Source organism: Pseudomonas sp. W5-01, assembly GCF_046540435.1.
Classification (GTDB): Bacteria; Pseudomonadota; Gammaproteobacteria; order Pseudomonadales; family Pseudomonadaceae; genus Aquipseudomonas; species Aquipseudomonas graminis_B.
Genome location: NZ_JAXCIP010000003.1, coordinates 464974 through 484204, shown reverse-complemented (window position 1 = coordinate 484204; position 19231 = coordinate 464974). Strand labels below are relative to the sequence as shown.

The following is a 19231-nucleotide window of genomic DNA, read 5'->3' as shown; positions in this document are numbered from 1 at the left end:
CGCTACTTGTGTTTCTTGTCACTCTTCTTGAATGCCGCCTCGATCGCTTCGTTGATCGTGCGCAGTACCTTGACCCGCGCCCAGCGTTTGTCGTTGGCCTCGACCAGCGTCCACGGCGCGATTTCAGTGCTGGTGCGATCCACCATGTCACTCACTGCCTCGCGATACAGCGGCCACTTGCTGCGGTTACGCCAGTCATCCTCGGTGATTTTGTGGCGTTTGAACGGCACCTTCTCCCTCGCCTGAAAACGCTCCAGTTGGGTTTTGTCGTCGATCGCCAGCCAGAACTTCACCACTACAACCCCGAAGTCGGTGAGCTGCTCTTCGAAGTCGTTGATCTCGCTGTAGGCCCTTAACCAGTCAGCCTCGGAGCAGAAGCCTTCGACCCGCTCGACCAGCACCCGTCCGTACCATGATCGATCGAACACGGTGAATTTTCCGCGCGCCGGAATCTGCCGCCAGAACCGCCACAGATAAGGCTGAGCCAGTTCATCCTGACTGGGCGCGGCGATCGGCACGATGTGGTACTGCCTTGGATCGAGCGCGCCGGCGACACGTTTGATCGCGCCGCCCTTGCCCGCTGCATCGTTGCCCTCGAACACCGCCACCAATGAGTGACGGCGCATGCGTTTGTCGCGCATGAGCCCCGAAAGCCGCGCCTGCTCGGTGATCAGTTGCTCGTCGTAATCGTCTTTTTCCAGCGCCAGGGTCATGTCGAGGTTGTCGAGCAGGCTCAGCTCATTGCTGTTGTTGGGCAAAGGGCCGAGTCCGACAAGATGGGTTGCCCCTTCAGGCGTCTTCAGGGCGTTTTGCAAACCTTCGAGCAGCAACCGGCCGACGGTCAGGCTGCGGTAGTTCGGGTCGACGCCTTCGATGACGTGCCAAGGCGCATAGTCGCGACTGGTTCGGCGCAGCACGCGCTCGCCAAAACGCACGAAGCGGTCGTAGGTCTTCGACTGCTGCCAGTCCAGCGGGCTGATGCGCCAACTGTGCAGCGGGTCATCCTTGAGGGTTTTGAGGCGCAGCTTCATCTGCCGCTTGGACAGATGAAACCAGAATTTGAAAATTACAGCGCCTTCGTCGACCAGCATCTTTTCCAGTCGCTCGGCACCGTTGATGGCCTGATCCAGCACCGGGTCCTTGAACTGCTTGTGCACCCGGCCCTGGATCATCTGGCTGTACCAGTTCCCGAAAAACACGCCGATCCGGCCCTTCGGCGGCAACTGGCGCCAGTAGCGCCAGACCGGTGGATGGGCCAGTTCTTCATCAGTTTGTTGATCGAAGGTGCGCACTTCGATGTAGCGCGGGTCCATCCAGTCGTTGAGCAACTTGACGGTCTCGCCCTTGCCGGCGCCTTCGATGCCATTGATCAATACGATGATCTGGCGCTTGCCTTGCTCATGCAGTTCGTACTGAGCCTCCAGCAGCGCTTCGCGCAGGGCCGGGACTTCAGCGTCGTAGGTTTCGTCGTCGATGGTGTGGCCGATTTCAGCGGATTCGAACATTCAAGGCTCCCTTCAGGATCGGTCAAGACTAGCAGGCGGCAGGCAGCGCCGATGCAGGTTATGACCGCCAACCGCTGCGATGGATCACTGCAGCGGGAAACATTCGGTTGCAGGAGAAACGAGGCGGCACCACGGCGGCGCCACCTCGTTCAGCCAATTACCAGCCCGCGCGGTACAGATCCGTCAACTGCCTGAGCATCAGTGCTTCAGCCCCATCGCGCTCGGCGATGAGTGCCAGACCTTGTCGGTGGTACTCGTCGGGATCAGCTGGCGGATGTTCTTCCAGCGCCGCCATGCGCGCGCGCACTGACGCGGTGGCCGACGCGAGGGCTGACTCGTGGCCGGATCGCAGTCGCGCGTTCCACTGTTGATTGTCGACGGCAAACTGCAGAAAAGCCGGGCCACGCTCTGCTTCCAGCACACGACCCCGAGCCTCCAGCAACGCACCACGGTCAACCGCTGCCAGGCGCGCCCAGACCATCCGGTAAGGCTGACCGGGCAGCCCGAGGTCGTCCGCCAGTCCGACCCGGTACGCCAGTCGCACCTCGGCATGATCCAGCGCCATCCCCAGACTTTCGCGCCGGGCAATCTCCGCATCCGCGATCGCCTGCACTTCATTGAGGCGAAAGAGCTGACGAATCACCCCCAGCAACGCGTCCGTGCGCTGACTTTCTGCGACATCCCGCAGCGATCCATGGCTGTATACCGCCACTTGAATATCACTGAAGATCAGCCGTGCCCCGTCCTGACAGGTCTGGTTGGCGCCAAACAGACGGTCGTTGGCCATGACCTCGATCTGCCCGCGCAACACCGCATCCTGCGCGGCCGTTTCCAGAACGGTGAGCACCTCACTGGCGAGCTCGGCGTGGAACTGGCGGAAATCCGGGGTTTCTCTCAGCCGCTGCAACAGCACCAGCAGATGAGGCGCGTCGGCGGCGTGTTCAACCTGAGTCCACGCCGCGAGCAACCGCTGATTCAGCACATCCTCACCCGGGCGCAACCACACCTGAGCGGAGGGTCTGGCAGCACCGGCGCTTGCACCGGCGCTTGCACCGGCGCGGTGGCCATGAGACTCGCCTTCGTCATCCGATACCTCGGACTCTGTGTCCATCGGCGCGCCTTCGACGTGGATCTCGCGAGTGTCTTCGGGAAAATCGTAGTCGAGCTGGTAGCGATGACCGTAGCCGGTGTCGTTGCGCCAGTAATCCTCGAGCGACTGGTGGGTGAACGGGTTGTTGTAGGCGTAGATCACTGTATGGCGGCCATGGTCCTGCGGGTTCTCGATGACTTCGGCGGCGACCTCGGTAATGTGGTTGTCACTGATGTCCAGCTCGCCCAGCCCCAGCGTATGGGTCCATTCCGGCCATTGAGTGAGGCCCGTGTTGTTGATCCACAGGGTCGAGAGGCGCAGGCGGCTGGTGTCGGTGAAGTCGCCCAGACGGCTGCCAGCCAGGCTCAGCGAGTCCAGCGCAGGTATATCCATCAACGTGTTCATGGCGGGCTGGTCCAGCGTCCACGACAAATTTTCCAGCGACAGGTGCTGCAGGGAGTGCAGCTGAGACAATCCGTCCGGCAGCGCGGCCAAACTGCCGCGCACGTTCAGGTGAGTGACGTTCGGAAAGTTGGCCAGAAACGCATTCGCCCCGGAAGTATCAAACTGAACGTTATTGAGCTCGATCTGCGTGATGTCGGCATAGAAACTATGCAACGGCGGCAATTCCGGAATGACCAGGTGCTCCAGTGTCAGCCAGCGCGACCCCCGGGGAGCATCCCCATGGCTGTAACGCCACGCCCGACCCAGCACGTTGGCCACCCGGCGCCGCGCCAGCCGTTCACCGTCATTGAGCAGCACGCTGATATCTTCGGCCTCCGCCCAGGCGATCAGGCTCATGTGCAGGTGGTCATAGGCGGCCGCACGGGCGTGCGTCGCGGCCAGCAATTGCTCCAGTGATCGCCCGCGCCGAGCCATGGCCCGCAGCTGATCCGCCAGCTCGACACTCTCCGGATAGAGGTGCGTCATTGCCTGGAGCAATTGCTGTTGTATCGCACCTTCGGCCACAGGCAACCCGCGTCCGCTGAGTGGATAACCGATGCGCCCGTCCAGTAAACGCTGCGGCGGCCTGAACTCGGTGGGTAACGTCCATTGCCCCAACTGCTCGGCCGCCCATTTCGGTTGCGACCGAACCCAGTTGAAGACACGGCGCTTGAAAGCGCGCACGCCGGTCTGCGGGTCGTTGAGCCCCATCGCCTGGCGACTGCTCTCGGGCAGCGCGCGCAACAGCGCGGAAAACAGACTGCCTTTTCCCCCCGATGCCTCAGCGGTCTCTACCTGAAAGCCTTTTTCGCCCTTGATCAACACACGTTGCCGGGTGGCATTCTCGGCGCCGATGCTGTCAAGTAACGCGCCGGTAGCGTCGCCGCTTCGTATCTCAATGCGCACGTCGGCGGGCCATCCCGGGAACGTCGCGAGGCTGCGCAACGTCAGGCGCTGAAGATCGTCATTGGCGGTGCTGGGGGTCAGGAAAAAGCCTTCCAGCGCGCGGCTCATGCGGGTCTGACGCAAATGCCCGCGTACCTTTCCGGCCATTTCCAGCGGGATGCGCCGGGTGTCCAGCATGGCCAGCCGCTGCTCGGCACCGGCCTCAGCGATCAGAGCCTGGCTGGAAGCCAGGGTGAGCGACGGGAAATCGCGTCTCAGCAGTGCAATCAGCGGGTCGTTCGACTGCTCGCTGGCGAGGTATGCCGCGTCCAGGGCCTGGGCAGAGTCGGCCGCCTGCTGACTGAGCCGAAACCGCTTGGCAGTGTCGATCAGCGCTGCGGGCGCGGGTTGCTGACTGATGTGCAATGCGGCCAGACACTCTTCGTCGACGCCGCTCACTGCCATTATCCGGCTGACGGATGGTTCGTCGATGTCTGCGAGTTCGGGGTGCAGACGGCGCAGGGCCGTGCCTACGTCAGTCAGGCGCAGACGACCTGCAGCGTCCCGGGCCGGAAGGCTGCGTTTGATGAACGACGGAGGCTGCGACCCAGCGGATTCTGCGGCCATTGCGCCCGTCGCCGCGCCCGCGGCACCCAGCGCGCCCATGAATGCCAGGTTTCGCGCGACGCTCCCCAAGTGATCCAACGCCTCATCCATGTCGCCATGGCGCCACGCTTCAATGCCTTCGAAGGTCTCGTCGAGCAACTGCGCACCCGCGACCACCATCATGACTTCACCCAGACCGGGAACGAACAGCGCGGCAACATTCAGCGCGTCCATGCCGTAGTCCAGCCATTCAGCGAGACGTTGCTCCCGGGTTTTCTGGTCCTCGTCATCGGTAGGGACCGCGAGTACGCGAGCGTCGTCCTTCAGTCGCAGCATCTGATACAGGTAGAAAACATCACCCAATGCGCCGCCCACCTCGATGGCTTCCAGATCGAGAAAAGCCGTCTGATCCACCTCGGAAACGCTGATCAGCTGTCGGTGAAAACCGTCGCCACGGGCGACGCTGTGCAGGACATGGGGCGCCAGTCGTTCGTGCAGACGCTTGAAGAAAGCCGACTTGCTGCGCTGGGGAATAAAGCGATCAAAGTAGCGCTGATACACCTCGGAACGCAGTTTGGTCCTCAGTGCCTGTGTGAAATCTTCCAGGGATGCATGGGACTGAATCGCACCATCAGGCTCGCCTGGCAGGTAAACCACGCAACGCGTCTGACCGGCGGCTTTGAACACCAACGCGTCGCGCAACCGGCAGCCCAGCAGTTTCAGGCTAGACACCTGATCCGCAGGCCCGTAGGCATTGACTTGAAGCAGCATCTGGTACTGGGCCTCATCAATGGAGCGCTTGAGGCGTGCGATGTGGGAATCGACCCGCAAGGCCAGACGGGCGTGCTCGATCATGCGCGCCTTGATGTCATCGCTGTCCAGGCTATCTGGCACGTCCGGCCTCGCGACGGGGTGCAGTACATGGTGCAGGTGCCGCTGATACTGGCCGCCCAGATCAAGCCGGCGGCACAGCTCGATGAAGCGACCGGGGCTGACACCCAAGGGATGAACGTTTTCCGTCCCCGCCGGCGCATCCGACGCGCCGCCAATGATAGCCGAGGTGCTTTCGCGATCAGCGTCCGTCGCTTCGACCGCTTCGAAATTCTGCAGCGCAGCGGCCAGCAGCGGACGCGTGCTGGAACCCTGAGGCGAAGCGCGACCTGTCAGCCAGTCACGCTGGAATCTGGCGTGAAAGAAGTGGTCACGGTCGACATCGAGACCCGGACCGAATTCGGTGTCGAGGGCCTGAGTCAGCAACGGCCGCGCAAACGACGGCAGGTCCTGAATGCGCAGGAGAACCTGATTGAGGTGTTCGCGGGCGGCTTGCGCGAGGGTCATGTCCCGGCGCAGCGCGTCGCGCATCGCCGGCGTCGCCTGGATAAACCATTGCGGCAGCGTGTTCCGAATGAATGAAGCAGTGAGAGCCAGACTGGCGGTGTTCATGTGACGTCCTTGTTTTTGCGTGTGATCAAAGGCGCATAGATAAACAGGAACCCGCCCGCAAAGTGGCATACATATGTAGTGCACCGCCTACCGGACGCTGGAGTAACATCGGCACCTTGCCCGCCCCGAGCCGAACATGATCACCACTGACCACACCCAGATCGCCAACGCCCAGATTGACTGGGACGAACACGGCAATCCGCATTCCCGGGTGTTCTCCGACGTCTATTTCTCGACCCAGTCGGGCCTGGATGAAACCCGCCATGTGTTCCTGACCCAGAACGAGCTGCCCGAACGCTTTGCCGCTTTGCCGGCGGGCGGTCGGCTGGTAATCGGTGAGACCGGTTTTGGCACCGGGCTGAATTTCCTGTGCGCCTGGCAGCTGTTCAACGCCAGCGCAGTCGCAGATGCACGGCTGCATTTCGTCAGCGTCGAAAAATACCCGCTGAGCCGTGCTGATCTGGAGCGCGCGCTGAATTTGTGGCCCGAGCTCAAGGTGCTGGCGGATCAGTTGCTGGGCCGGTACGTGGCGGTGCATCAGGGCTTTCAGCGATTGGTGTTCGACGGCGGGCGCGTCACGCTGACCTTGCTGATCGGTGACGCGCTGGACATGCTGCCGCAACTCGACGGACAGATCGACGCCTGGTTTCTCGACGGTTTCGCGCCCGCGAAAAACCCGGAAATGTGGACACCCGAGCTATTCGCCGAGCTGGCACGGCTGGCGGCACCGGGCTCGACCATCGGCACTTTTACCAGCACCGGCTGGGTGCGCCGGGCACTGAACGCAGCCGGTTTCAAAATGAAGCGCGTGCCGGGAATCGGGCATAAGTGGGAGGTACTCAAAGGCCGCTTCATCGCATGGCCTGAAGACGTGCCAACGCCTCCGCGCGCCAAGCCCTGGTTTGCCCGGCCCAGTTCCCTGCCACGTCTACTGCCCCGTTCACCAGACACCCCTCGCACAGCATTGGTGATTGGCGCAGGGCTGGCCGGGTGCGCCACCGCGGCGAGCCTGGCGGCGCGCGGTTGGCACGTCAGTCTTCTGGAGCGCCATGGTGATCTGGCGCAAGAAGCATCGGGCAATCCACAAGGCGTGCTTTACCTGAAACTGTCGGCCCATGGCACCGCGTTGTCGCAGCTGATCCTGAGCGGGTTCGGTCACACCCGACGCTTGCTGGAGCGCCTGCAACGGGGCATCGACTGGGACGATTGCGGCGTGCTCCAACTGGCCTTCGACGACAAAGAGCAGGCGCGTCAGGCGCAACTGGCTGAGGCGTTCCCCGACGATCTGCTGCATGTACTGGACCGGGCTGACGCCGAGTCGCGGGCCGGTATCGTGTTGAAGAGCGGCGGCTTGTTTTACCCACAAGGCGGCTGGGTCCACCCACCGGCGTTGTGTCGTGATCAGGCCAGCGCAAGCAACATCAAGCTGCTGACTCACAACGATGCGATCGAGCTGCGGCGGGACGGGCCGCTGTGGCAAGCGTGGGATGGCGAGCGTCTGCTGGCTTCTGCTCCAGTCGTCGTGTTGGCGGGCGCAGCCGAGATCAAACGCTTCCCGGCCAGCGCTGACCTTCCACTCAAGCGTATTCGGGGGCAAATCACCCGACTGGCTGCCACGCCCGACAGCCAGGCCTTGAAGACTGTCGTCTGCGCCGAGGGTTACGTGGCGCCCGCACGCGGCGACGAACACACGCTGGGCGCAAGCTTCGCCTTCAACAGCGATGACCTGACGCCGAGTACGGCCGAACATCTCGGCAATCTCGAGCTGCTGCGGGAAATCTCCGAGGACCTGACCGAGCGGCTGAACGCCAATGGTTTGCCCGCCGAGGACCTGCAAGGTCGCGCCGCATTTCGCTGCACCAGCCCGGATTACCTGCCCATCGTCGGGCCACTGGCGGACCGGGCGGCATTCCTTGAGACGTACGCCGTGCTGCGCAAGGACGCGCGCCAGACGCCGGATACCGAATGCCCATGGCTGGACGGTTTGTATGTCAACAGCGGTCACGGTTCACGCGGCCTTATCACTGCGCCGCTGTCCGGCGAACTGATCGCCGCCTGGCTGGATAACGAACCCTTGCCCCTGCCGCGAAGCGTGGCCGAAGCCTGTCATCCCAATCGGTTCGCGCTGCGAGGGCTGATTCGCGGGAAATAGCAAAGTCTGCGGTACCGGGTGTCCCGCGCCCGTCATCGCTTTCCGACGCAACTTCTTTGTCCTGCCGAAGATCCACTGCTTCGCCGGCTACATCGGCTCCGGTCAAACCGTTATCCTCCAGCCCATCCCTTCAATCAGGTGCGTGTCGATGCTGCAAGTCCAGGGTGTGTTCAAGAGCTATGCCACGGCCCAGGGCCCTTTGGCCGTTTTGCGTGGCGCGGACCTGCAACTGGATCAGGGTGGCAGCCTCGCGTTGATGGGTGAGTCAGGCAGCGGCAAGAGCACGCTTCTGCATCTGGTGGCCGGGCTGGACAATGTGGACACGGGCAGCATTGAGATTGCCGGACAGCGTCTGGATCAGATGAACGAGGCGCAACTGGCCAACTGGCGGCGCACGGAAGTCGGTCTGGTGTTCCAGCAGTTCAACCTGATCGGCAGTCTGAAGGTAGAAGACAACCTGGCATTTCAGGCGCGTCTGGCCGGGCGCTACCAGCCTGAATGGCAGGCCGAACTGACTGAGCGGCTGGGCCTGGGCGCGCTGCTCAGGCGCTATCCCGAACAACTCTCGGGCGGCCAGCAACAGCGCGTTGCGATCGGACGCGCCCTTGCTTCGCGCCCCGCCCTGCTGCTCGCTGACGAACCCACCGGCAACCTTGACGAAGCCACGAGCGATGAAGTGCTGCAACTGCTGCTGGACCTTCTGGCCGACAGCACCACCAGCCTGTTGATGGTCACCCACAGCCCGAGGGTGGCGGCACGATTGCAGCGTCAGGCCGTGCTGCACCTGGGTCGTCTGGTCAGCGAAGGCGAACGCTGAAATGCCTGTCTTCTACTGGACCTTGAAAGCGCTGCTGAGCCACTGGCGGCGCCACCCCGTGCAGTTTTTCAGCGTGCTGACCGGCCTGTGGCTGGCAACCAGCCTGCTGACCGGGGTGCAGGCGCTGAACAGTCAGGCCCGTGAAAGCTACGCCAAGGCCAGCCAGATGATCGGCGGCGAGCCGCAGAAGATTCTGGTCTCGCCCAACGGCGCCAACTTTTCCCAGGACCTGTTCGTAACCCTGCGCCGGGCCGGATGGCCGGTCTCTCCCGCACTGCGCGGGCGCGTCACCCTCAAAGAGGCGCCGGAGCAACGTCTGACCGTGCTCGGCATCGAGCCGGTCTCGCTGCCGGTGAACACCGCGCTGGCAGGGCAATCCCTGGACACCGCGCAGATCGTCGACTTCTTCACCCCTCCGGGCACCACCTGGATTTCACCGCAGACCCTTGCCGCCCTCGGTCTCCATGAAGGCCAGCAGCCGGTCACCGACTCCGGCAAGGTACTGCCGCCATTGCGCGCGAAAACCGACATGGCGCCGGGCGTACTGCTCATGGACATAGGCTTCGCTCAGCACCTGCTCAACCAGCCGGATCAGATCTCGCGGCTGGTGCTGCCAAAGGACTTTGCCGATAACGCCCCCGCAATGCCGGCCGAGCTGAATGGCGAGCTGGTGCTGCGCAAAAGTGGCGAAGACAACGATCTGGGCAGGCTTACCGAAAGCTTCCACCTGAACCTCGACGCCCTGGGTTTCCTTTCGTTCGTGGTCGGACTGTTCATCGTCCATGCCGCCATTGGTCTCGCGCTGGAACAGCGTCGCGGGCTGCTGCGCAACCTGCGCGCCTGCGGGGTCAGCGCACGCGGGTTGATGGTGAGTCTGGTGGTCGAGCTCGGCGTGCTGGCCCTGCTCGGCGGCATAGCGGGTGTCATCAGCGGTTACTGGCTGGCGAGCGCGCTGTTGCCGGACGTGGCGGCGAGTCTGCGCGGGCTGTACGGCGCTGAAGTCGCCGGCCACCTGAACCTTAGCGTCTGGTGGTGGCTGAGCGGTCTGGGCGTCAGTCTGCTCGGCGCATTTCTCGCGGGGGCCAGCAGCCTGCTGCGTGCTGCGCGCCTGCCTTTGCTGGCGCTGGCCAATGCCCAGGCGTGGCATGAAACCCATTCCAAATGGCTGCGACGCCAGGGCTGGGTGGCCGGAATATCGGCGTTGATTGCCGTATCGGCCGCGCTGTTTGGCGACAGCCTGGCACTGGGCTTCGTGCTGATGGCGAGCCTGTTGTTGAGCGCGGCGCTGGGGCTGCCGGTGCTGCTTAATCTGCTGCTCGATGCACTGCTGGGCAGGAGCCGTTCGGTGCTGGGTCAGTGGTTTCTCGCTGACTGCCGGCAGCAATTGCCGGCCCTGAGCCTGGCGCTGATGGCCTTGCTGCTGGCAATGGCAGCAAACATCGGCGCGGGCAGCATGACGTCGGGCTTCCGCCAGACGTTCACCCACTGGCTGGAACAACGCCTCAGCGCCGAGCTGTACATCAATCCGCAGAACCCGGCGCAAGCCGCGCCGCTGCAGCAATGGCTGAGCCAGCAACCGCTGACGTCGGCCGTGCTGCCCAACTGGCAGGTTTCGTTGCAACTGAAGGGCTGGCCGGCCGAGCTGTATGGGGTGATCGATCATCCGCACTACCGCCAGCACTGGCCGCTGCTGGAGTCGGCAAGCGGTGATGCCTGGAAGCAACTGGCGCAGGAAGACACGCTGATGCTCAGCGAACAACTGGCCCGCCGCCTGGACGTCAGCGTTGGCGATGAAGTAAAACTGCCCGCGCCCGACGGGCCGTGGCCGCTGCGCGTCGTTGGCATTTATGCCGATTACGGCAATCCCAAGGGCCACGTGCTGGTGAACGCCGAGCACCTCCTCAAGCATTGGCCGCAGCTGACACCCAACCGCTTCAATCTGCGCATCGATCCCCGCGCCATCCCGCAACTGCTGCGGGTGCTGCACAACAAATTCACCATCGACGACAACCGCATCGTCGATCAGATCCAGCTCAAGGCCTGGTCGCAACAAGTCTTCGAACGCACCTTCGCCGCCACAGCTGCGTTGAACAGCCTGACGTTGATGGTGGCCGGAGTTGCCTTGTTCATCAGTCTGCTGACCCAGAGCCAAAGCCGCCTCGCGCAACTGGCGCCGTTATGGGCGCTGGGTGTGACGCGGCAGCAATTGATGCTGCTTAATCTGGCGCAGACCTGGCTTCTGGCGGTGCTGACACTGGTGCTGGCAATTCCGCTGGGGCTGTTGCTGGCCTGGTGCCTGGACGCCGTGATCAACGTGCAAGCGTTCGGTTGGCGCCTGCCACTGCAAGTGTTCCCTATGCAGCTGGTGCGCCTGACGCTGCTGGCAATGCTCGCCACACTGCTGGCGTCGGCCTGGCCGCTCTACCGCCTGTACCGCACCCGCCCCGCTGATTTGCTGAGGACTTTCGCCAATGAAGGTTAAAGCCCTGCCCCTGATCACCGTTCGCCTGCAGATCGTCGCCCTGCTGATGCTCGGTCTGCTGCTGAGCGGCTGCGACGACAAACCCGAAGAAGAAAAAGGCTTCGCCGGCCTTGCCGACGACGCCTCAAGTTACGCACAGGTAACGCCGGGCAAGCGGTTCGAGTTTCCCGACGATCATGGCCCCCACGCTGATTTCCGCATCGAGTGGTGGTACGTCACCGCCAATCTGAAGGATGCCGACGGCCAGTCGTTCGGCGTGCAATGGACGCTGTTTCGCAACGCCCTGCCCCGCGCAAAAGGTCTGCAGGGCGATGGGGCTGGATGGAGCAACCGCAACCTGTGGATGGGACACGCGGCGGTGACGTCCCAGGACGAGCACTTCGCAGCGGAACGCTATGCCCGTGGCGGCGTGCAGCAGGCCGGCGTGACACTGGCGCCGTTCGCGGCCTGGATCGACGACTGGTCCTTCACCAGCCAGTCCGCCAGCGATGACCCGCTGGCGGATATGCAGCTGCAGGCCAGCGGGCCACAGTTCAACTACCGCCTGCGCCTGAAAGCCACCAAGCCTTTGGTGCTGCAAGGTAAACAGGGCTTTAGCCAGAAGTCCGAGCAGGGGCAAGCGTCGTACTACTACAGCCAGCCGTTCTTTCAGGCGGATGGCAGCATCGAGATCGACGGCAAAACCTACCAGGTGTCCGGGCCTGCATGGCTGGATCGGGAGTGGAGCAGTCAGCCGCTCACCGATAATCAAACGGGCTGGGACTGGTTCTCGCTGCACGTGGGGGATGGTGCCGAAGTCATGCTGTACCGCATGCGGCAGAAGGACGGCGAACCATACCTGACCGGGACGTGGATCAACGCCGACGGCAGTACCGAACAACTGGCGGCGGCAGACATAGCGCTGGCACCCGAAGACACCACTGACGTTGAAGGCCGCGACATGCCCACACGCTGGTCGGTGAAAATCCCGTCCAAGGCCGTGGACATCGCCGTCGAAGCGCTCAACCCTCAGGCGTGGATGAACTTGCAAATTCCCTACTGGGAGGGACCGGTGACCATAAGCGGCAGCCACGAGGGCGTGGGGTATCTGGAGATGACGGGCTACTGACACGCCGCCGCGACAGACCCTGATAAGCCTCTAAAGTTTCTTGGTCGCTGCCGATAAACAAAGAATCGGACAGTGAACCCGATACCCCAACCCCGTCAGGCCAGGACGCCTGCTTCAATAGCGTCTGGAGCCTCAATGCCTACATTAAGCTTGAAAGATATGCAGCTGGATCTCGAAGATTCGGCGGCTTACTTTGACTCTCTGTCGCAATTTCTCGAAGGTCATGCCATCTACCTGAAGGCTCAGAGAGTTGTGTGTCGACAAGAGGACCTCATGCTCCTCGAAAGTCACGCCGGTAACCTTGCCAACTCGGTGAAGTACATCAAAAGCGCTGCTTTACGGATCGCCAACCGCTCGCGTTGACTCGGGCGAGGTATGCGCTCCCAAGACATGACGTGGGGACGCTTCTTGGACCTATGAGCAAGTCGACACCCCACGAAAAACGTCGTCAGTGATTGAAAACCCGGGCACACCTCCCTCGCCTGCAATGTTTTTATTGAACGATCCACGCCTGCCGGTACTCGATAAAGCTAGGCCGCTGACGGCAGCGCGCCCTGATGATGTGTCTGCGCCATAAGGAAGTGGGCTCAGGTCAGGGCTGTATATCCACGCCGGGACAGGGCCCAAACGTTACTGGCTGAGTGCATTGCGCAAGCTTGGGATTTGACAGCGCAGGATGTACGAAACGCGCCATACGTACGCAACCACGTGCCTGATGCCCGGTGTGAACCCGGCCTTCATCGCCGCGCAATCCCAGTAACGCCAAACACGCCGAAAACATAAAGGGTTTAGGACAGATGTGCGGATTAGCTGGCGAACTACGCTTTGACAATCAACCTGCGGATCTCGCCGCAGTAGAACGTATCACCCATCATCTCGCAGCTCGCGGCCCGGATGCGTGGGGATTTCACAGCCAGGGGCCGGTTGCCCTCGGCCATCGTCGCTTGAAGATCATGGACCTGTCGGACGGATCGGCGCAGCCGATGATCGACAGTCACCTGGGCCTGTCCCTGGCCTTCAACGGCGCCATCTACAACTTCCCGGAACTGCGTGCCGAACTCGAAGGCCTCGGCTATCAGTTCCATTCCGGCGGCGACACCGAAGTGCTGCTCAAGGGCTATCACGCCTGGGGCGCCGACATGCTGCCCAAGCTCAACGGCATGTTCGCGTTCGCCATCTGGGAGCGTGACAACCGTAGCCTGTTCATCGCCCGCGACCGTCTGGGCGTCAAGCCGCTGTATCTGTCACGCACCGACAAGCGCCTGCGTTTTGCTTCTGCCCTGCCGGCGCTGCTGAAAGGCGGCGACATCAGCCCGATGCTCGACCCGATCGCACTCAACCATTACCTGAACTTCCACGCCGTAGTGCCTGCACCGCGCACCCTGCTGGCGGGGGTTGAAAAACTGCCGCCGGCGTCGTGGATGCGCGTCAGTGCCGAAGGCAAGGTTGAGCAGAAAGTCTGGTGGACGCTGCCCTATGGCCCGCACGCCGACGAAGCGAATCTGACCCTTGAAGACTGGCGCGACCGTGTGCTCGACAGCACGCGCGAAGCCGTTGCCATCCGTCAACGCGCTGCGGTAGACGTCGGCGTGCTGCTGTCCGGTGGCGTTGACTCGAGCATGCTGGTCGGTTTGCTCCGCGAAGTGGGCGTGAAGGATCTGTCGACCTTCTCCATCGGCTTCCAGGATGCCGGCGGCGAACGCGGCGATGAGTTTCAGTATTCGGACCTCATCGCTAAACACTACGGCACCAACCATCACCAGTTGCGCATCAAGGAAAGCGAGATCATCGAGCAACTGCCCGCCGCGTTCCGTGCGATGAGCGAGCCGATGGTCAGCCACGACTGCATCGCGTTTTATCTGCTGTCCCGCGAAGTCGCCGAGCATTGCAAAGTGGTCCAGAGCGGTCAGGGCGCGGACGAGTTGTTCGCCGGTTACCACTGGTACCCGCAAGTGGACGGCGCCAGCGACCCCTATGGGGCCTATCGCGATGCGTTCTTCGACCGCAGCTACGCCGAATACGCCGAAACCGTTACGCCGAAGTGGCTGACAGCGAATGACGCAGCCGGTGATTTCGTGCGCGAGCACTTCGCGATGCCGGGCGCTGATGCCGCAGTGGACAAAGCCCTGCGACTGGACAGCACTGTCATGCTGGTGGATGACCCGGTCAAGCGCGTCGACAACATGACCATGGCCTGGGGCCTCGAGGCGCGAACCCCGTTCCTGGACTATCGACTGGTCGAGCTGTCTGCCCGCGTTCCCGGCCGCTTCAAATTGCCCGACGGCGGCAAGCAAGTGCTCAAAGAAGCCGCGCGCCTGGTGATCCCGTCAGAAGTCATTGATCGCAAAAAAGGTTATTTCCCGGTACCGGGCCTCAAGCACCTGGAAGGCAACACGCTCAACTGGGTGCGCGATCTGCTCCTCGATCCAAGCCAGAACCGCGGGCTGTTCAACCCGGTCATGCTCGACAAACTGCTGACAGATCCGCAGGGTCAATTGACGCCACTGCGCGGTTCCAAGCTGTGGCAGCTTGCAGCGCTGAACCTCTGGCTCAGCGAACAAGGACTCTGACCGATGAAAGCCAACGCTTCGATTCACAACCAGCGTTTGTTGCGCGGCCAGGCGCCGTCGTACGAACGCTTGCAGGCTCGCCTTGCCGAAGACGGCAGCACGCCTGAGACAGAACCGCTGGCTCTGCATTGCGGCTGGGGACGGCTGCTGATTGGCCATACCTACCCTGACCCGGCCTCTCTCGCGCAGGATTTGATCAACGAAAAGCAGGGCGAGCGCGACATCGCTTTATACGTCGCTGCCCCGCAACAGGTGCTGGCGCAATCGCCGCAACAGCTGTTTCTCGATCCGTCGGACACCCTGCGCCTGTGGTTCAGCGATTACCGCCCGGCCCAGCGCGTGTTTCGTGGCTTCAGGATTCGCCGGGCACAAAGCGAGGGAGACTGGACGTCGATCAACAACCTGTACATCGCCCGTGGCATGTTGCCCATCGACCCCAACCTGCTGACACCGCGTCATCACGGCGGCCCGGTTTACTGGATCGCCGAAGACGAGGCCACCAATGCCGTGATCGGCAGCGTGATGGGCCTGAATCACCAAAAGGCTTTCAACGATCCCGAAAATGGCAGCAGCCTGTGGTGTCTGGCGGTTGATCCGCAGTGCACACGGCCCGGTGTCGGCGAAGTGCTCGTGCGTCATCTGGTCGAGCACTTCCAGAGCCGGGGCCTGGCGTACCTGGATCTGTCGGTGCTGCATGACAATCAGCAGGCAAAGAGCCTTTACGCCAAGCTGGGGTTCCGCAACCTGCCGACCTTCGCCATCAAGCGTAAAAACGGCATCAACGAGAAGCTGTTTCTCGGCCCCGGCCCCCAGGCGGACTTCAACCCCTATGCCCGGATCATCGTAGAAGAAGCCCATCGCCGCGGCATCGAGGTGCAGGTGGATGACGCGGAAGCCGGGCTGTTCACGCTGATTCATGGCAGTCGCCGCGTGCGTTGCCGGGAGTCACTGAGCGACCTGACCACCGCGGTCAGCATGACGCTGTGTCAGGACAAACGCATGACCCAGAAGACGCTGAAGGCCGCAGGTCTGGCAGTGCCGGTGCAGCAGCTGGCCGGCAATGGCGATGATAACCTGGCGTTTCTTGAAGAACATCAGCGCGTCGTGGTCAAACCGGTCGACGGTGAGCAGGGTCAGGGCGTGGCCGTGGACCTGCGCACCATCGAAGACGTCCAGGCAGCGGTCGAGCGTGCTCGGCAGTTCGACAGTCGTGTGCTGCTCGAGAGCTTCCATGAAGGCCTGGACCTGCGCATCGTCGTGATCGGATTCGACGTGGTCGCCGCCGCGATCCGTCGGCCCGCCGAGATCATCGGCGATGGCCGTCACACCGTCGGCCAATTGATCGAGGCCCAGAGCCGGCGTCGGTCTGCCGCTACCGACGGCGAGAGCAAGATCCCGGTGGACGATGAAACCCGCCGCACCGTTGAAGAAGCGGGGTTCAGCTTCGACAGTGTGTTACCGGCCGATCAGCGCCTGGCCGTGCGACGTACCGCGAACCTGCACACCGGCGGCTGTCTGGAAGACGTCACCGCGATTCTTCACCCGGTACTGAAGGACGCCGCCGTACGCGCCGCGCGCGCCCTCGATATCCCGATGGTCGGCCTGGACCTGATGGTCCCCGCCGCCGATCAGCCGGAGTACGTATTCATCGAAGCGAACGAGCGCTGCGGTCTGGCCAATCACGAGCCACAACCGACGGCCGAGCGCTTCGTCGATCTATTGTTTCCCCACAGCCAGCCTGCCCATGGCTAAGGCGCCATCCCTGTAGCAGTGAGCTTGCCACCGGATCGAATTCGCGAGCGAGCCCGCTATCAGGTCATTCAGCGCCCCACACTGAGGTTCCTATGACGACTGCAAACATCCATGAACCGGATCTGAATTACCTGCAGAAAGTCCTGCTGGAAATGCTCGCGATCCCGAGCCCCACCGGTTTCACCGACACCATCGTGCGCTACGTCGCCGAGCGCCTGGAAGAACTGGGCATCCCGTTCGAGCTGACCCGCCGCGGCACCATCCGCGCCACGTTGAAAGGTAAACAGAACAGTCCCGACCGCGCCGTTTCCGCGCACCTGGACACCATCGGTGCCAGCGTTCGCGAAGTCAAAGACAACGGCCGGCTGGGTCTGGCCCCGGTCGGTTGCTGGTCCAGCCGCTTTGCCGAAGGCAGCCGCGTCAGCGTGTTCACCGACAATGGCGTGATTCGCGGCAGCGTGCTGCCGTTGATGGCCTCCGGGCACGCGTTCAACACGGCCGTCGACACGATGCCCATCAGTTGGGACCACGTCGAAGTGCGCCTGGACGCCTACAGCGCGACCCGCGCGGATTGTGAATCGGTGGGCATCAACATCGGCGACTTCGTGGCATTTGACCCGTTGCCCGAGTTCACCGACAGCGGGCATATCAGCGCGCGCCATCTGGACGACAAGGCCGGCGTCGCCGCCCTGCTCGCGGCGCTCAAAGCTATCGTCGACAGCGGCGTCGAGCCCCTGATCGATTGCCACCCGCTGTTCACCATTACCGAAGAAACCGGCAGCGGCGCTGCGGGCAGCCTGCCGTGGGACGTCAGCGAGTTCGTCGGTATCGACATCGCCCCCGTTGCCCCCGGCCAGCACTCCAGCGAACACGCGGTCAGCGTGGCGATGCAGGATTCCGGCGGCCCCTACGACTATCACCTGTCACGCCATTTGCTGCGCCTGGGCGAGCAAAACGAATTGTCCGTACGACGCGACCTGTTCCGCTATTACTACAGCGACGCGCACTCGGCGATCACTGCCGGTTACGACACGCGCACCGCCCTGCTGGCGTTCGGCTGCGACGCGACACATGGCTACGAACGCACCCACATCGACAGCTTGAGCACGCTGAGCCGTCTGCTCACCGCCTACATCATGAGCCCGCCAGTGTTTGCCAGCGACGCGCATCCGTCCAACGCATCGCTGGAGAATTTCAGCCATCAGCTGGAGCACGACGCGCAGATGGAAAGCGACACTCGTGTGCCGTCGGTGGATACATTGGTGGGGCAGCGGTAGCCTGCCCGCACGGGGCGCGATAGCATCGCCGCCCCGTGTACTTTTTGTGATGGCCGAGAAACCTATGCTGATCCCTTACGACCAACTCGAAGCCGACACCCTGACGCGCCTGATCGAGGATTTCGTGACCCGCGACGGTACTGACAACGGCGACGACACCCCCCTCGAAACCCGCGTACTGCGGGTGCGCCATGCGCTGAGCAAAGGCCAGGCAGTGATTTTTTTCGACATGGACAGCCAGCAATGTCAGCTGATGCTCAAGCATGACGTGCCAAAGGAATATTTCGAGGAATAGGTCACCTGCCCGGCAACCGGTTGGCGAGGTGCTGCAGCCGTGAGGCGATCCGTCGGATAACTTCTGCCCGATGAATCCTGATGCTCTGCGGCGCATCGATTCCCAGGCGCACCTGATTGCCGGTGATGCCCAGCACCTTCACGGTGATGTCATCGCCAATGTTGAAGGTCTCTCCGATTTCCCGTGTCAATACCAGCATACGTCCTACTCCTTGGCTGTAACCGAGGAAGCAGGTTGACGCTCAGGTCCCAGCGCTTCAATGCGCCAGAGCAAAATCAGTAACGCCCTTCATCCCTTCAAGAACATGGCCGACAGACGCTTCCTACGCACTTGGACATTTCCGGCCCACGCGTCGGAGAAAGGTACGGCAGACGTCAGGTTGTGCCTCAGGCACAACGCATCAGGCGGCTGACCAGCGCGGGCCGAGCAGGATGATGGTCGCGCCGATCACGCACAGGCCAACGCCGATCCAGTCGGACGTCAACGGTCGGACACGTTCGATAACGCCCAGCCAGGCAATGGAAGCAATGATGTAGATGCCACCGTAGGCTGCGTAGGCGCGCCCGGCATACGTGGCTTCGACCCGGGTCAACAGCACGGCGAACAGCGTCAGGCTGATCAGCGCCGGAATCACCCACAGCGCGCTCTTGCCCTGGCGCAGACACATCCAGAAGGCATAACACCCGGCGATCTCGAACAGCGCGGCGAGGAAAAACCACAGGTAATTGAGCACAATGAGCCTCGTCTTGGGCAGCCGGAAAGTGCCGGCCACCCTATCAGAAAAGACCCGTTCAGAATGTCTGGC

The 19231-nt window shown here is 62.6% G+C and carries 13 protein-coding genes; 9 read left to right on the top strand and 4 right to left on the bottom strand.

What is annotated here, in order from left to right; all coding sequences use genetic code 11:
* Positions 1-2 precede the first annotated feature (2 nt).
* Both pap and SLW75_RS12185 read right to left on the bottom strand, forming a co-directional pair.
* A complete protein-coding gene (gene pap, locus SLW75_RS12190) occupies positions 3-1505 on the bottom strand; it encodes a polyphosphate:AMP phosphotransferase (protein WP_065986909.1) in 1503 nt (500 codons plus the stop codon).
* 157 nt (positions 1506-1662) lie between these two features.
* Positions 1663-5973, bottom strand: a complete 4311-nt coding sequence (locus SLW75_RS12185) for a dermonecrotic toxin domain-containing protein (RefSeq protein ID WP_410934551.1) — start codon at positions 5971-5973, stop codon at positions 1663-1665.
* Positions 5974-6109: 136 nt separating this feature from the next.
* On the opposite strand from SLW75_RS12185, the gene mnmC reads away from it, so the two are divergent.
* The 9 genes from mnmC to SLW75_RS12140 all read left to right on the top strand — a co-directional run bounded on the left by mnmC (position 6110) and on the right by SLW75_RS12140 (position 18426).
* The gene (mnmC, locus tag SLW75_RS12180) at positions 6110-8125 is read left to right on the top strand and encodes a bifunctional tRNA (5-methylaminomethyl-2-thiouridine)(34)-methyltransferase MnmD/FAD-dependent 5-carboxymethylaminomethyl-2-thiouridine(34) oxidoreductase MnmC (protein WP_410934550.1); all 2016 of its coding nucleotides are present in this window, start codon (positions 6110-6112) and stop codon (positions 8123-8125) included.
* A gap of 148 nt (positions 8126-8273) precedes the next feature.
* The gene (locus SLW75_RS12175) at positions 8274-8942 is read left to right on the top strand and encodes an ABC transporter ATP-binding protein (RefSeq protein WP_065986903.1); all 669 of its coding nucleotides are present in this window, start codon (positions 8274-8276) and stop codon (positions 8940-8942) included.
* Position 8943: 1 nt separating this feature from the next.
* Complete coding sequence (locus tag SLW75_RS12170) at positions 8944-11424, top strand: FtsX-like permease family protein (RefSeq protein ID WP_410934549.1); 2481 nt, start codon at positions 8944-8946, stop codon at positions 11422-11424.
* A complete protein-coding gene (locus SLW75_RS12165) occupies positions 11414-12532 on the top strand; it encodes a lipocalin-like domain-containing protein (RefSeq protein WP_410934548.1) in 1119 nt (372 codons plus the stop codon). Before SLW75_RS12170 ends, SLW75_RS12165 begins: the two co-directional genes overlap by 11 nt.
* 135 nt (positions 12533-12667) lie before the next feature.
* Positions 12668-12895 carry a hypothetical protein gene (locus SLW75_RS12160; RefSeq protein ID WP_065986897.1) on the top strand — a complete coding sequence of 76 codons (228 nt, stop codon included), beginning with the start codon at positions 12668-12670 and terminating at the stop codon, positions 12893-12895.
* Between the two features lie 434 nt (positions 12896-13329).
* The gene (locus SLW75_RS12155) at positions 13330-15102 is read left to right on the top strand and encodes an N-acetylglutaminylglutamine amidotransferase (protein WP_410934547.1); all 1773 of its coding nucleotides are present in this window, start codon (positions 13330-13332) and stop codon (positions 15100-15102) included.
* A 3-nt stretch (positions 15103-15105) separates the two neighbouring features.
* Positions 15106-16854, top strand: a complete 1749-nt coding sequence (gene ngg / locus SLW75_RS12150; protein ID WP_410934546.1) for an N-acetylglutaminylglutamine synthetase — start codon at positions 15106-15108, stop codon at positions 16852-16854.
* A 92-nt stretch (positions 16855-16946) separates the two neighbouring features.
* A complete protein-coding gene (locus tag SLW75_RS12145) occupies positions 16947-18131 on the top strand; it encodes an osmoprotectant NAGGN system M42 family peptidase (protein ID WP_065986892.1) in 1185 nt (394 codons plus the stop codon).
* A gap of 64 nt (positions 18132-18195) precedes the next feature.
* The gene (locus SLW75_RS12140; RefSeq protein ID WP_296306106.1) at positions 18196-18426 is read left to right on the top strand and encodes a YheU family protein; all 231 of its coding nucleotides are present in this window, start codon (positions 18196-18198) and stop codon (positions 18424-18426) included.
* 1 nt (position 18427) lies between these two features.
* Here SLW75_RS12140 and csrA read toward each other — a convergent pair whose 3' ends face one another.
* A complete protein-coding gene (csrA, locus tag SLW75_RS12135) occupies positions 18428-18625 on the bottom strand; it encodes a carbon storage regulator CsrA (protein WP_065986888.1) in 198 nt (65 codons plus the stop codon).
* Positions 18626-18826: 201 nt separating this feature from the next.
* Positions 18827-19159 (bottom strand): YnfA family protein, encoded by a 333-nt coding sequence (locus SLW75_RS12130; RefSeq protein WP_410934545.1) that lies wholly within the window; start codon positions 19157-19159, stop codon positions 18827-18829.
* Between the last annotated feature and the right edge of the window lie 72 nt (positions 19160-19231).

Coding starts and splice junctions, on each gene's coding strand:
- pap (WP_065986909.1), bottom strand. CDS start 1,505: ATGTTCGAATCCGCTGAAATCGGCCACACCATCGACGACGAAACCTAC.
- SLW75_RS12185 (WP_410934551.1), bottom strand. CDS start 5,973: ATGAACACCGCCAGTCTGGCTCTCACTGCTTCATTCATTCGGAACACG.
- mnmC (WP_410934550.1), top strand. CDS start 6,110: ATGATCACCACTGACCACACCCAGATCGCCAACGCCCAGATTGACTGG.
- SLW75_RS12175 (WP_065986903.1), top strand. CDS start 8,274: ATGCTGCAAGTCCAGGGTGTGTTCAAGAGCTATGCCACGGCCCAGGGC.
- SLW75_RS12170 (WP_410934549.1), top strand. CDS start 8,944: ATGCCTGTCTTCTACTGGACCTTGAAAGCGCTGCTGAGCCACTGGCGG.
- SLW75_RS12165 (WP_410934548.1), top strand. CDS start 11,414: ATGAAGGTTAAAGCCCTGCCCCTGATCACCGTTCGCCTGCAGATCGTC.
- SLW75_RS12160 (WP_065986897.1), top strand. CDS start 12,668: ATGCCTACATTAAGCTTGAAAGATATGCAGCTGGATCTCGAAGATTCG.
- SLW75_RS12155 (WP_410934547.1), top strand. CDS start 13,330: ATGTGCGGATTAGCTGGCGAACTACGCTTTGACAATCAACCTGCGGAT.
- ngg (WP_410934546.1), top strand. CDS start 15,106: ATGAAAGCCAACGCTTCGATTCACAACCAGCGTTTGTTGCGCGGCCAG.
- SLW75_RS12145 (WP_065986892.1), top strand. CDS start 16,947: ATGACGACTGCAAACATCCATGAACCGGATCTGAATTACCTGCAGAAA.
- SLW75_RS12140 (WP_296306106.1), top strand. CDS start 18,196: ATGCTGATCCCTTACGACCAACTCGAAGCCGACACCCTGACGCGCCTG.
- csrA (WP_065986888.1), bottom strand. CDS start 18,625: ATGCTGGTATTGACACGGGAAATCGGAGAGACCTTCAACATTGGCGAT.